The organism is Undibacterium sp. RuTC16W (assembly GCF_049339445.1).
GTDB lineage: Bacteria > Pseudomonadota > Gammaproteobacteria > Burkholderiales > Burkholderiaceae_D > Undibacterium.
The window spans coordinates 88,212-101,580 of sequence record NZ_JBMPPE010000010.1 but is presented as its reverse complement, the minus strand read 5'-3'; the positions used below and the strand labels follow the sequence as shown (position 1 = coordinate 101,580).

The 13,369-nt window shown below is 49.9% G+C and carries 12 protein-coding genes; 9 read left to right on the top strand and 3 right to left on the bottom strand.

Annotation, left to right across the window (positions count from 1 at the left end; genetic code table 11):
* Positions 1-172: 172 nt before the first annotated feature.
* Positions 173-685, top strand: a complete 513-nt coding sequence (locus ACO0K4_RS17230) for a DUF1269 domain-containing protein (protein ID WP_422957904.1) — start codon at positions 173-175, stop codon at positions 683-685.
* Between the two features lie 17 nt (positions 686-702).
* Here ACO0K4_RS17230 and ACO0K4_RS17225 read toward each other — a convergent pair whose 3' ends face one another.
* Together ACO0K4_RS17225 and ACO0K4_RS17220 are read right to left on the bottom strand one after the other, a co-directional pair.
* Complete coding sequence (locus tag ACO0K4_RS17225; RefSeq protein WP_422957903.1) at positions 703-1,458, bottom strand: alpha/beta fold hydrolase; 756 nt, start codon at positions 1,456-1,458, stop codon at positions 703-705.
* Positions 1,455-2,465, bottom strand: coding sequence for a M14 family zinc carboxypeptidase (locus ACO0K4_RS17220; RefSeq protein WP_422957902.1), 1,011 nt, complete (start codon positions 2,463-2,465; stop codon positions 1,455-1,457). Before ACO0K4_RS17220 ends, ACO0K4_RS17225 begins: the two co-directional genes overlap by 4 nt.
* A 187-nt stretch (positions 2,466-2,652) precedes the next feature.
* Here ACO0K4_RS17220 and ACO0K4_RS17215 point away from each other — a divergent pair, with 187 nt between their 5' ends.
* The 8 genes from ACO0K4_RS17215 to ACO0K4_RS17180 all read left to right on the top strand — a co-directional run bounded on the left by ACO0K4_RS17215 (position 2,653) and on the right by ACO0K4_RS17180 (position 12,598).
* Positions 2,653-3,399, top strand: a complete 747-nt coding sequence (locus tag ACO0K4_RS17215) for an ABC transporter ATP-binding protein (RefSeq protein WP_422957901.1) — start codon at positions 2,653-2,655, stop codon at positions 3,397-3,399.
* The gene (locus ACO0K4_RS17210; protein WP_422957900.1) at positions 3,399-4,967 is read left to right on the top strand and encodes a putative ABC transporter permease subunit; all 1,569 of its coding nucleotides are present in this window, start codon (positions 3,399-3,401) and stop codon (positions 4,965-4,967) included. The genes ACO0K4_RS17215 and ACO0K4_RS17210 overlap by 1 nt, the downstream gene beginning before the upstream one ends.
* Before the next feature lie 78 nt (positions 4,968-5,045).
* Positions 5,046-6,293 carry an efflux RND transporter periplasmic adaptor subunit gene (locus ACO0K4_RS17205; RefSeq protein WP_422957899.1) on the top strand — a complete coding sequence of 416 codons (1,248 nt, stop codon included), beginning with the start codon at positions 5,046-5,048 and terminating at the stop codon, positions 6,291-6,293.
* Positions 6,294-6,307: 14 nt separating this feature from the next.
* Positions 6,308-7,114 (top strand): ABC transporter ATP-binding protein, encoded by an 807-nt coding sequence (locus ACO0K4_RS17200; RefSeq protein ID WP_422957947.1) that lies wholly within the window; start codon positions 6,308-6,310, stop codon positions 7,112-7,114.
* Complete coding sequence (locus ACO0K4_RS17195) at positions 7,111-8,334, top strand: ABC transporter permease (RefSeq protein WP_422957898.1); 1,224 nt, start codon at positions 7,111-7,113, stop codon at positions 8,332-8,334. Before ACO0K4_RS17200 ends, ACO0K4_RS17195 begins: the two co-directional genes overlap by 4 nt.
* A gap of 544 nt (positions 8,335-8,878) precedes the next feature.
* A complete protein-coding gene (locus ACO0K4_RS17190) occupies positions 8,879-11,041 on the top strand; it encodes a TonB-dependent receptor plug domain-containing protein (protein ID WP_422957897.1) in 2,163 nt (720 codons plus the stop codon).
* A 44-nt stretch (positions 11,042-11,085) separates the two neighbouring features.
* Positions 11,086-11,487: a glutaredoxin family protein gene (locus ACO0K4_RS17185; protein ID WP_422957896.1), complete on the top strand. Its 402-nt coding sequence runs from the start codon at positions 11,086-11,088 to the stop codon at positions 11,485-11,487.
* Between the two features lie 589 nt (positions 11,488-12,076).
* Positions 12,077-12,598: a hypothetical protein gene (locus tag ACO0K4_RS17180; RefSeq protein ID WP_422957895.1), complete on the top strand. Its 522-nt coding sequence runs from the start codon at positions 12,077-12,079 to the stop codon at positions 12,596-12,598.
* A 10-nt stretch (positions 12,599-12,608) separates the two neighbouring features.
* On the opposite strand, the gene ACO0K4_RS17175 is transcribed toward ACO0K4_RS17180, so the two are convergent.
* On the bottom strand, positions 12,609-13,346 hold the full coding sequence (locus ACO0K4_RS17175; RefSeq protein ID WP_422957894.1) for a hypothetical protein: 738 nt from the start codon (positions 13,344-13,346) through the stop codon (positions 12,609-12,611).
* Positions 13,347-13,369: the final 23 nt, after the last annotated feature.

Below are 13,369 nucleotides of genomic sequence, written 5' to 3'. Positions count from 1 at the left end.
AAAAATTACCAGAAATTTAGCCAGAATTTGCTATAACGAGATAAGAGGCTTTGCATTGATGTACTTTGCTTCTGACCACCGTTGTTGACAAATTTATTGTGACGACTCTGCCAATGCCGGCGCGCAACGCAAAACCTCCGAGATACTTTTTTTCCAAAAAATGGAGGCCATTATGAAACGCCGACTGTATTTCATGCTCCCCGATGTACCTAATGCCAGGTCGATGCTGGACGAGTTGTTGCTGGCGCGTATAGACGAACGTAGTTTGCATTTCCATGCCAAAGAAGGCAGCTTGCCGCGTGATATGCCAGAGGCAAATTTTTTCCAAAAAACAGATCTGATTCACGGGGCCGAGATCGGGATGCTGATCGGTGCGTTTTCGGGTTTGCTGGCGGGTAGCATGATTCTGATTTTTCCTCCCGAAGGCATAGAATTGCGTACGGTTTCCCTATTGGTGTCGATACTCGGTGGCGCGATTTTTGGTTCCTGGGCATCAGGTATGGCGGCTGCGGCGATTCCGAATTCTCGCCTGAAACAATTCAGTGAGGATATTGAACGTGGCCAGGTGCTCATGATGGTCGATGTGCCTTATCACCGGGTTGCCCAAGTCGAAGATTTGATTGCGAAACGTCATCCGGAAGTGCGCTTTGGCGGTGTTGAGCCGCATATGCCGGTATTTCCCTGATCACCTTACATGGTTCCTTAAACAGCGTGGTCGGTAGCAACTTGCTGTATCACCCAGGCCGCGTCATCCAGTGGCAAATCGTGTCCGGCGGACGGATGCAGGCGCAGTTCGCATTGCCATTTTTTTGCCAGATGGATCGAGCATAGAGGATTAACCAGATCATCTCGTTCACCCGCCAGCATGAGTAGTGCCACGGCGGGTTTTTGCGCGGGGGCGCGGTAACCCAATGCGGCATGTAATTGGCGCCAGATATTGCTGACTGAGATAGGAGCGCTCTCTGCATACGTCTGCCACTGTTTTAAAATCGACTCTGCTACGGCAGTGCTCTGTTTGCTAATTTTGCTGGTAATACGCAAGATCAGCTGCTCGCGTTTTGCCACATTACCAAATAACATGGTGAGTAGCAGAGCCGGATAATTCTTGGGTCTTAAACGGTGATAAAACGGGTTGTGCGGAGCGAGGCTGGTGTTGATCAGTACGACCCTGCTAAGTTCTTCTGGGTGAGCATCTGCCCATGCGACGGCGACCATGGCTCCCAGTGATACAGATAAGAGCTGATACGGCGGCGCATAGCCCCTTTTTTTCAGTTCATGACGGCAGAATTCTGCCATTTCTTGCACGCTGCTGGCGCTCGTTTCCCGGTGCAGCACACCATTTCCCGGAAAGTCCAGAGTAATGATGTCTTCGTCCGGATGCGCAGCCCTAAATTGCGTCGCAAACTCGCCCCAGTGGCGTGACTCACGCATCAGCCCGCGCAGCAGTACCCAGGTCATGGCCGATACCAGCGGGCGACGGCACGTTCTTGCAGACGCAGACGGCTTGGTCCCTGTGCCAGCCATTGCTGATGCCCGCAGGTAGCACGCATTAAGAAATCAAGCCAGGAATTATGACGGCGCAGCACTCGTTGCAAGCGATGTTCCGCAATCGGATTGAACATGCCGTGACGCGAGAATAACTGACGGGGATTTTTTTTTACCCACAACCATGATCCCATCTCCAGCGTGAGCGGTAAAAAAGTATTGCCATGATGCTGCTGTGATTGCAGATACAGATAATCCCAGACATCACCATGCGTCTGATATTGCAGGCTTTGCGGTTCAAACAGATAGTGATGATTCGGATGCGTTTGCTGAAATAATTCTTCCAGCGACAAAATATCCGCCAGATGCGGAATCGGATGCACATCATGCGCATGCGGAAACCAGATCCGGTCGCGCAGGCCAAAACCCGAATGACAATCAATCGCCATGCTGAACGAGCGGCCTAGCAACTCTTTTTGTACGACCTGGCATAGCGCCTGATTTTCGGCTTCCATTCCGGCACCTGCGGCACCGCGATACCAGGGCAGATGCCGGCTGATACGATGACCGCCGACCAGGAAGGGAACCTTGCCTTCGGCATCGACCGGTGCGTTGCGCATCAGATCGACGCCTTGCGGATTACAGCGGGTAGATTGCCACATGCCACCGGGATTAATCAGCGGCATAAACACCAGCCGCACATCTTGCAACAGATGATGCAAGCTTTTATCCCACGTCAGCCGTGTCAATAATCCACGCAAAAAACTCAGCAGCACTTGCGTGCCGATCCTCTCAAGACCATGAATACCACCAAAAAATCCGATCGCCGGCAACCCTGGATCAGGATTGCCCAGGCAGATCTGATAGACCGGAAAGCGTTGATGAGCCGCACTGACTTCGCAGACGACTTCTGCCTCCAGATGGCCACGACCTAATTCCAATATACGTTCCAGTTCCTGCAGTTCTGGTAAAGCGGCCATGGCGAGGTAGGGGAGTAATGAGACCCGCCCATGCTAGTAGAGTCACATCAAGAACGCAAGGCGAATACCTTGGCCCCGGATTTTCAGAAGAGAAATCCAGACTGATGAAAAATAAAACCGGCAGACAACAAAAAATTCCCTTTTGGAAAATATAATAGATTCACTATTTCCAAAAAAGCAAATAAAAATGAACCTGACACCGACTACCCCGGCGCTGGAACTCAGCGGACTGAGCAAGCAATTTGGACGCCCTGCGGTCGATCAACTGAATCTGCAAGTCCGGCGCGGCGAGCTGTATGCTCTGCTGGGCCCGAATGGCGCGGGTAAGACGACGACACTGCGCATGGTGGCAGGCCTGCTGGCACCGGACTCAGGCAGCATCCGGATACTGGGTACCGATCTCGCCAGAGAGCCCCATGTGGCCAAACAAAAGCTCGCGTACTTGCCTGACGATCCCATGTTGTACAACAAGCTCAAGCCATTTGAATATCTGGAGTTCGTCGCGGGTCTGTGGGGGATGTCTGCGGAAATTGCACAAACCAAAGCGCAGGAATTGCTCGACTGGCTCGATCTCAGCAAACATGCGGATGAACTGACCGAAGGGTTTTCGCGTGGCATGAAACAAAAACTCGCACTGGCCGGTGCGCTGATTCATTCGCCGGAACTGATTATTCTCGATGAACCATTGACCGGACTGGACGCCGCCGCTGCGCGCCAGGTCAAGGATTTGTTGCTGCGGCATGTGCAGGCCGGTGGCACAGTGATCCTGACTACGCATATTCTCGACGTGGCAGAGCGTCTGGCAGAACGGATAGGGATTATTCAAAACGGCAAATTAATCGCCGAGGGTACTCTCGACGAGCTGCGTAGCCAGACCAGTCACGGTGCGACGACACTGGAGGATGTCTTCCTGCAACTCACGGAGCCGACATAATGGCGGGCCTGCTCCAATTGAGAGAGGGAAGCGCAGCATGGTTGCTGGCACATGAAGTACGGCTGTTTTTTTACGACATGGGTGAGAGCAAGTCAGGAAAAAAGCGTAAACGCGGTATGTCACGGATGAGCAAACTCCTCATCATCGCGATGTTCTTGCTGGTGCACACCGCTGTCTGGCTCGTCATGCGCAAAATGCCGGTACTCAAGGACGAACCACCTGCGATGATCATGATGGGGGCGGGTGCGGCACTATTTGTGATGTTCACCTTCATGCTTTCCTTTGGTCTGAACCGCAGCGTACGGGCCCTGTTTGAGCGCGGCGATCTGGACTTGCTCTTGTCTTCGCCGCTGGCATCGCAGACGATTTTTACGGTCAGGCTGACGGGCATTGTGATTGGTGTGGCGACGTTGTTTTTACTGTTGTTGACACCGGTTGCCCATGTGGGCTTGATTCTGGGGCAGCCACGTTATCTGGGTGTTTATCCGGCCATCGTGAGTATGGCTTTGATTGCCTCGTCCTTATCCATGATGCTGACACTAGGCCTGGTGCGATGGCTAGGCGTCCGCCGTACGCTGGTTGCTGCGCAGTTGCTGGGCGCGGCGAGTGGCGCGTCAATTTTTCTGATCATCCAGTTGATGAATCATCTGGATATCGCCTGGCGTCAAAAAGTCTTTGCCCAGATTCAGCCACTACTGGAGCCAGGTCGCTTGCTGAGTGAGCAGAGTATGGTCTGGTTGCCTGCACATGCGTTGTTCGGCTCGCCTTGGGCCATGCTGGTCATGGCGGGTTTCGGTTTTGCATGTTTCAAGTTGACGGCTTACTTGACGCATGATTTTTTTGTCCGGGGCGTACAGCAGGCAGGTGGCGTCAGTGCGGCATCGATCACGGCGCAAGCCCGTACGGGCGGCAAGCGTAAAGGCGCTCAGCATCAGTTCAAGTCAGGATTATGGCGCACCGTTGTTATAAAAGAATGGCGCATGATCCTGCGCGATCCGCAGTTGATTTCTCAGGTCTTGCTGCAATTACTGTACCTGATGCCGATGTTTTTTATTGCGTATAAAAACGGTACAGTCTTGCCCGCTACTGCGGCGATGGTGATTTTTATCGGCGCATCGCTAGCCGGATCATTGATCTGGGTCATGGTCTCTGCGGAGGACGCACCGGATTTGCTTCTGTCTGCACCAAGCAGTCAGCGGATTATCCGCAATGCGAAGGTCAGCGCGGCAGTGATTCCTTTGCTGATACTCATCGCGCCATTGTTACTCTGGCTGGTATTACAGGCGCCGCTGACCGGACTGATGTTAACAATCGCAGCGTTCGCTGCGATGACAAATATCGCTATGCTGAATTTATGGCTGGCCAAGCCAGGCTCCAGAGCGCAATTTAATAAACGCGGACAAGGGAACTGGCTGGCAAGTGTGCTTGAAGCCTTCAGTGCGATGTCATGGGCTGCGACTGTCTATTTTAGTATGCAGTATGGCTGGATGGGGCTGACGCCGCTCATTGCAGTGCTATTGTTATTGGGTGTTGCGTGGTTGATGCGGATTGAACGAAATGCCCGGTAGTTGGTCAAATAGCATTCTTTCGGCTATGCCGGAGTTCCTATTGTTCACTGATTTTTTACCTTTTTGATTGATCTTGCGATGACATTCCTGACTAAAAAACGAGTTGCTTGGGCTGTTGGTATTGTGGTCTTGGCCGGAGCGGCTGCCAGCTACTATCAGAAAAATCAAAAGTCCAACAAGGAAGATGAGCCTAAGTTTAAAACTGCCATCGTTGATAAGGGCAATATCACGCAGACTGTGACCGCCAGCGGCACCTTAAATCCGGTCGCGCTGATTAACGTCGGTTCGCAAGTCTCTGGCACCGTCGTTGAACTGAATGCCGATTTTAACGACCGGGTCAAAAAAGGTCAGGTGCTGCTGAAGCTCGATCCGACTATTTTTAACGCGCAGATCAAGCAAAGCGAAGCGAGTCTGGCATCTGCCGAGTCGTCCAAGCGTCTGGCAGTTGCGAATTTTGAGCGTAACCAGAAGCTGGTCACACAGAACTATATCTCTGGCAGTGTGCTGGATCAGGCCAAGCGCGAAGTCGAAGTCGCCGATGCCAATATCAAACTCGCCAAAGCCCAGCTCGACCGGGTACAGGCAGATTACAACAATAGTGTGATTCGCTCGCCGATTGATGGCGTGATTATTAAGCGTACGATTGACATGGGACAGACTGTTGCCGCTTCGTTCCAGACGCCCAATCTGTTCCAGATCGCCCGCGACCTGACCAAGATGCAGATCGATACCAGTGTTTCAGAGGCCGATGTCGGTGCCTTGAAAGACGGCCAGCCCGCACGGTTTGTCGTCGATGCTTATCCTGATCGTGAATTTGAAGCCACCTTACGTCAGTTCCGTCTTGCGGCCAATGTGCAGCAAAACGTCGTCACCTACAACGTGGTGCTCGACGTAGATAATAAAGACGAGTTACTGAAGCCCGGGATGACGGCTCAGGTTCGCCTGGTCGTTGGCAATCGCCAGAATGTCTTGCGTATTCCTACCGCCGCATTGCGTTTTAAGTTGAGTGACGAAGAGATCGCCAAAGAAGAAAAAGCCAAAAAAGAGGCTGCAAAAAAATCCGGTACCGAGAGTGCATCCGCGTCAGCCAGTGCCAATGCAGTCCCTTATCCTGAAGCTGATGATGATATTGCGTTCCGCAGTAAAAGCGAGATGACACGCTCATTTAAAATATTTATTCTGGATGACAAGAACAAGGCAAAACCTGTTGATATCAAGATTGGATTGTCTAATTTTCGTTATACCGAGGTGCTGTCCGGCGATCTGAAACTCAGTGATAAAGTCGTCATCCGCGCACTAGACAATGCCAGCGCCAGCGCTCGCTAATGGATAGCACTATGATGGCCTCAAATGCACTCAATGCGTCCAGTGCCATACCAAAGACGCTGATTGATATTCATCAGGTGACCAAGAGTTATTTTTCCGGCGGTATTGAAACCCAGGTTTTGCACGGTATCGATCTGCTGGTACCTCACGGCGACTTTCTCGCCGTCATGGGGCAATCAGGATCTGGTAAATCAACGCTGATGAATATTCTGGGCTGTCTCGATCAGGCGACCGGTGGCACGTATCTGCTGAATGGTGTTGATACCCTGACGCTTTCACGCAGCCAGCTGGCTACGATACGCAACCGCACGATAGGTTTTGTATTCCAGAGTTTTAATCTGATCAAGCGCATGAGTGTTGCGGAGAATGTTGCCTTGCCCCTGATCTACGCTGGAGTTTCGCGTGATAAATCACATAAAAAAGCATTGGTTGAACTCGAGCGGGTAGGATTAAAAGACTTGGCGAAACGTCTGCCGAACCAATTATCCGGCGGACAGCAACAAAGGGTAGCGATTGCCCGCGCTCTGGTTGGCGATCCACCTTTGATTCTGGCAGATGAGCCGACCGGTAATCTGGATACCCAGACCAGCGTGGAGATCATGCGATCTTTGCAGCAGTTAAATGCAGAGCGCGGCATCACGATTTTACTGGTCACCCATGAGCCGGATATCGCGACCTACAGCAAACGCCTGATGCGCTTAAAAGATGGTCATGTCTTATACGACGGTCCGTCTGCCGAGGGTTTGCAACAACTGGTGCAAAGCCACGAAGCACACGCGCTGGCTGGCCTGCAACAAGGATTAAGCGGGGTACAGGTATGAATTTTCTTCAGGTGTTTATTGAAGCATTCCGCTCGATGAATGCGAATCGCTTGCGCACGTCGCTGACTATGCTCGGCATTATTATCGGTATTACCTCTGTCGTCATGATGCTGGCGGTCGGCGAAAGCGCCAAAAAGTTCATTGCCAAAGAGCTTGAGGTACTGGGTAGTAATCTGATGATTATCTCCCCGGGCGCTAACCGGACACAAGGCGTGCGGGCGCGCACTGGTACCGCGCCATCGTTATCGGTTGAAGATGCACTGGCATTAAACGATTTGCAAAGCCTGAACGGTGCGGCACCGGCTTTGCAGGGATTTTTCCAGATTGCAGTTGGTAACGACAATACGAATAATGCTGTGCTCGGTATTACGCCTGAGATGTTCAAAGTCCGTAACTGGAAAGTCGATCAGGGAAATTATTTTAGCGAATCTGATATCCGGGGCGCTGCCCGCATGGTCATTATCGGCAAAAAACTCGCGGAACAATTTTTCTATAAAGCCAATCCGATAGGTCAGTTTGTCCGCATCGATAACGTACCGTTTCAAGTGGTCGGCGTCTTGCAAGGTGAGGGCCGCATGTTTGACGGCGGCGATCTCGGCGAGATGGTGCTGGTACCGATTACCTCAGCGAGGGCAACCCTGATGCGCAGTCCTTTTCCACGCAATGTGCACTATGTTGTGGTGCAGGGAAAAAGTGATAAAGGCATGAAGGAGGCGGAAGATGACATCAAAGATATGCTGCGTGACCGCCATCGCATTCGCGCCGATCAGGTCGATGATTTTCGTATCGACAACCTTGCATCGATTGCCGAGACCGGCGCTAAAATCAGTGCAGGTTTAGCAGCGATGCTAGGAGCTATCGGCGCGATCTCATTGATTGTTGGCGGTATCGGCATCATGAACATCATGCTGGTATCCGTTACGGAACGTACCCGCGAAATCGGCATCCGCATGGCAATCGGTGCCAAGCCACGCGATGTGCTGTTGCAGTTTCTGACCGAGGCGGTTGTGATCTGTTTAGTCGGCGGTGTGATCGGGATCCTGCTGGCGAGTGCAGGCGCGGCGGCGATTACGTCGACCGGTAAGCTCGATGTGGAAATCGGCGTAGGCGCAATGATCGTCGCATGCGGTTTTGCCAGTTTTGTCGGTATCTTTTTTGGATTTTATCCGGCAAGACGTGCTTCCAGGCTATTGCCGGTGGATTGTCTGCGCTATGAATAAGCTCGTGGTAGCTGAGGGAGTGCGCTAATTTGCCTATGGTGATTGGTAAAAGTGTTGCATTTAACACACATAAATTCTGAGATTCTATGAATTCTGTCGCCTCGCTAAGCTGGGAAAATTTCCAATAAATCAAATGCTTACGTAACCATTCAAAAATTACTATCTTAATAATTTTTGAATGGTAATTTTTCCTGTTGGAAAAGTTGGCACAATATCTATTTTAAATGATATTGTTGCCTTCCCATTAACAGAAGGAGAAATTCAATGTTTCGTCGCTTAAGTTTATTATTCGTGTTTTTTACCAGTATGTCTGCGGCTTACGCATATGAAGCAGTTGAGTATGCGACTTGTGACGCTGGTTGCTATGGCCTCTGCGGTATGGAAGGCGTATCTAAAGCAAGCTGCAAACGTATTTGTAGTTGCTAACTTGTAATCTAAGTTTGTCCCAAACTATAGGCAATATAGGCAAAAAGTTGCCCATAGTTTGGGTGTGACACCCGATCACGGAACTATCATCATAAAAACACATACCAGATTCTGGGTCTTGCTCGTTTTAGCGAGTCAGCAAACAATTTCCAGCTCGGCTGAAGACCTCCCAGCTACCTCCGCGTCAAAAGAAGTTGTGATCAATGGCAGCCTGACTGATGTCGAGGCGCGGCGTGATTTTGTCGCAGGAAAAATCATTATCGGGCGTAAGCGTATTGAAGACAGTGGCTTACAAAATGTCGCCGAATTATTAAAACGCGAACCGGTCGTGACGGTTGGTAAGGACGGTCGCATTGGCTTACTTGGTTTGCCCGGTTATACCCAGGTGCTGGTTGATGGTATGCCGCCGACGGCAGGTAAGGAATTGAGCGAACTAGATCTGGTTCGTGTAGAAAAAATTGAAATTATCAAATCCGCCGTCGCTGAATTTGGTCCCTTTGGTATCGCAGGGACGATTAATGTCGTTACGCGCAAAATCGAACGCAAAAAAGCTGAACAATTACGTGCGGGTGCGAGCAGCGTGGGCGGCAAGCTGGGTGCCGATCTGGCATGGTCGCTTAATCAAAGCGAAACGGACTCGCCACTGAGTTTCAATACTCAAGTATCTGCTTACCGCCAATCCTCATCCAATGAAAACCAGCAGAGGCAAACTATTACCCGAGCCGGACTCACGACGCAAAGCGATGATGCTAATGTCGTAGCGTACAACCGTAATTCGGATCTGTCAGTGAGCAGCGCAATTGAATGGAAGGCAGATGCACGTAATACGATTAACTTTTCACCGGGAATCAGTGATACCTATTTTGATCAAGGTAGCGTTGAGCACAAAAATTATGCCGATGGCAAGACGCGTGATTGGCAACAAAGGACAGCAGGACCTTTTGTTTTTTTAGGCTTGCCTCTTAACTGGACTTACATCCCAAATGACGAAAGTCAGCTCACGCTAAACTGGAACTCCAACCGTATTCGCTCACGCTCCGAAATGAGCCAGACAGAGAGCTCATCTCAACAAACAACGACGCTGCGCCAACGAACTGAAAATCGACGCATTGATGCGGATTTTTTGCGTGTCAATTATAAAATTGCCCTGCCAAATGATCACGATGTCAAAGCCGGTGGTCACATAGGATACGGCAGGAACAGCAGTGAATTCAGCAACCAGATTAATGGCACACCAGACACCAGTCTGGATGCGCTGGGTACACGACGCGACATGCGACAAGACCAGCGCAGGCTGTTTATGCAGGATGACTGGCGGCTGAACAAAGAGTTCGCGCTGAATTTTGGGTTCTCATTTGAAGAGCGTGTCATTGACATCACCGAGGGTAACTTTCACAGTGAGACGCGATACGATTTGTTTTCGCCGTCAATCCACTTAGCCAGAAAAATCGACGGGGACGAATCACGTCAATTTCGTATTAGCCTGGCAAGAACCTACAAAACACCGTCGCCCGACCAGCTCAGTTTGCGTCCAACGATTAATCCGCTCGCAATGTGCGCGGCCAGCGGCGTATGCGGTACTAACAGCATAGAAACGGCGGATACAGCAGGTAATCCACGTTTGCAGCCGGAGCGTGCGCTTGGTTTAAATGTATCTTATGAACACGGCATTGGTGCCGATAGCCAACTGAGTGTTGAGCTATATTCACGTGCGATTGATCGCCTGATTGGTACCGACCTCATGCTTGAAAATGTTTCCTGGTCTAACACACAGCGCTATGTTGCGCGCCCCTCGAATCTGGGACGTGTAACGGTACAAGGAGTCGATCTGGAAGTGCAATTATCGATGCGCGACGTTTGGCCAGATGCGCCCAAACTTGACGTTCGTAGCAGCCTCGGTTTTGCACGTTCACAGATAAGTAGTTTGCCTGGACCTGATAATCGTTTAGCTGACCAGTCTCCGTATCGGGCGAAGCTGGGACTTACTTATGAATCGAAAGAATTGCCATTGAAGTTAAATACCGATGTGAACTGGACGCCAGGTGACTGGGTACGTACCAATCTCTCTCAGCGCATTTTTTATGCAAACAAAATAAATGTGAGCGCAAGTGCAAGCTGGAAATTCAGCTCAAATACCAAGCTCTTTATCAATCTGGATAATTTATTGAACAAAACCTCAACACGCGTCGATGAATATATCGCCAATGATGAATTAATCAGACTACAAACCAATAAGACGACGCCGGCAAAAATAGGTGTTCGGTTAGAAGTGAAATTATAAATGTCAGTCATTACCGCTCAATACCGCTAAACAAGGATGAACAAGTGAAACAACAGATTAAAAATTGGATGAAGAACGTTGTGCTGATGGCCGTAACGGTAACTGCCGCGATAGCGATAGGAGGTAACTTACCGCACTTCATTAATCAATGGCGCGGCCCGATCAGAAGCGGAGATTTCTCTGCTCACCTTGAAAAAAAACCTCATCGTCTGACTTTATATGGCACCTCTACTTGCCCGCATTGTCAGTCAGCCCGCACATTTTTAAAACAAGCTGGCATAGCATTCAATGATGTCTTAATTGATGAATCCAAAGAGGCGGCCCTAAGTTTTAAACAGCTACACGAAGGCGGTGTGCCGGTGCTCGTTTCTCAGAACAAAATGGTAGTCGGTTTCGATGAAAATGCTTATGATGAAATAATAAAAAATCACGTTGTAAAACAATAAGTATGTAAGACTAGAATCAAAATACTTGCTGTTCAAATTTTATCGTCAGGAGAATAACTATGAAAAAATATATAGCGGTATTTGTGGGCTTTACTTTACTGTCCGCCTTGACAGCTTATGCGCTTGACATCAAGAAAGATTGTTACAAGCGTTGCATGAAGGAACTCGACGACAAAGAGAAGTGCGAGAGGATTTGTAAAGACGAAACTTAGGCAGGTTAAAACGAGTCACTGTACGGCTGTTGAGTTGTATTTAAGTGGGCGGATTTTTTTGAATTTTATTCTTTAAGCTCTGTTTCCAGATTATTGCCGGTGATTTATCTGCTTCATGAATTGCTTAACTTCAGTAAAAGGTGGGATATTTATTACCACTGTTGTTGAATCAACAAAAATCATGAATATGGCTTGCAAAGCGATATAAATAGCGCAAAATGCAATCATATCTGCGGCTTTAGCCTATTATGTGCATGAAATGGATCTAATTTCCGTTTAGTGTTGTGGTGATAGAGCAAAACCGGCGGTGCTAGTCAGGCATTGGCCGGTTTTATTTTTTGACCGTTAAAATACCAACCGCCCGACAGGAGCCAGTGATGATGACCGTGCCCATCATTATCGATTTTGAAGCCTCAGGATTTGGTAAGGGCAGTTATCCGATTGAGGTCGGATTCTCTGGCCGGCATGGCGAGGGGTGGTGTACCTTAATTCGTCCGGAAGATGATTGGGATCACTGGGACCTTGATGCTGCGAAAGTTCATCATATTCCCCGCGAGATTTTGGTTGAACGCGGTCGTTCCGCCAGTTACGTTGCGGATCAGCTTAATTATTTTTTAAGTGGCTATACGGTCTACACCGATGGCTGGGCGCAGGATTATGTCTGGATGGCGCGTTTGTTTGATGCTGCCGATAAAGTGCCGAGATTCAAATTGGCAGATTTACGTGAAATTATCTCGGATGAACAGCAGGCACTCTGGCATGCGACCAAGGACCGGGTTCAGGAAGAGCTGCATGTGGCGCGTCATCGTGCCAGCAGCGATGCAAGGGTCTTGCAATTAACCTGGCTGCGCACCTTTGAGTCTAAGCTCAGTGCCAGTAACAGCGGCAGCGCACAATAAGCGCCAGCTCCTAGCGCTTCACCGCCAGAAGCTTTGCCAATGACAGATTGATTTTTCGCATAGTTTCGGCAGAGACATCCTTGCTGCACACAATATAGCGATTCAAGCCCGGTGGCATGCCTTTCAGATCGACTTGCAGGGTGTCACGCATGCTGTCCTCCTTGTCATGTAAAAATTCCCAGTCCTCACGGTCAATAAACATAAACGATGCCCGGTTTGCGCCGACCATGCGAGCCATGATCATGGGTGCTGCGCTGCTGCGTACCTGATTATTCTGGCTGGTCTTGATCAGGGTATCAATCGTCTCACCGTAGGACACACCCTCCACAACGCCTAAGCTTAAGCTGCTGTCAGACAGCAAGGAGCCCAGCGTTTTATGCGCCGTCACTTGCGCTGCCGCTACCGTACTAACGAGTAAGGTATGGGGCGGATCTGTATGAAATACATTACTGAACTGCACCAATGCCTCACGCTCGGGAATCCGGTACCAGCCAAATGAGCAGTAATTCTGCGTCCCGATCGCAAAATTATTCCAGATCCGTTTCGCCGGTTCCTCTGAAAAACGTACGACAATTTTGGCATCGGCGAATACCTGCCGGGCACGATCTAGCAATATGCCCTTCTCAACACCGTTCTCAATATACTGATGCGGTGGCTTGATCCGCCAGGCGACAGTCAGCGGCTCTGCGCTTGTGATGGCCGGGATGCTGACAAGTGCCGTCAATATCAGTGTAAAAAATTTCCGCATAATTGAAGAACAAAAAAGTCTAT

Coding starts and splice junctions, on each gene's coding strand:
- ACO0K4_RS17230 (WP_422957904.1), top strand. CDS start 173: ATGAAACGCCGACTGTATTTCATGCTCCCCGATGTACCTAATGCCAGG.
- ACO0K4_RS17225 (WP_422957903.1), bottom strand. CDS start 1,458: ATGACCTGGGTACTGCTGCGCGGGCTGATGCGTGAGTCACGCCACTGG.
- ACO0K4_RS17220 (WP_422957902.1), bottom strand. CDS start 2,465: ATGGCCGCTTTACCAGAACTGCAGGAACTGGAACGTATATTGGAATTA.
- ACO0K4_RS17215 (WP_422957901.1), top strand. CDS start 2,653: ATGAACCTGACACCGACTACCCCGGCGCTGGAACTCAGCGGACTGAGC.
- ACO0K4_RS17210 (WP_422957900.1), top strand. CDS start 3,399: ATGGCGGGCCTGCTCCAATTGAGAGAGGGAAGCGCAGCATGGTTGCTG.
- ACO0K4_RS17205 (WP_422957899.1), top strand. CDS start 5,046: ATGACATTCCTGACTAAAAAACGAGTTGCTTGGGCTGTTGGTATTGTG.
- ACO0K4_RS17200 (WP_422957947.1), top strand. CDS start 6,308: ATGGCCTCAAATGCACTCAATGCGTCCAGTGCCATACCAAAGACGCTG.
- ACO0K4_RS17195 (WP_422957898.1), top strand. CDS start 7,111: ATGAATTTTCTTCAGGTGTTTATTGAAGCATTCCGCTCGATGAATGCG.
- ACO0K4_RS17180 (WP_422957895.1), top strand. CDS start 12,077: ATGATGACCGTGCCCATCATTATCGATTTTGAAGCCTCAGGATTTGGT.
- ACO0K4_RS17175 (WP_422957894.1), bottom strand. CDS start 13,346: ATGCGGAAATTTTTTACACTGATATTGACGGCACTTGTCAGCATCCCG.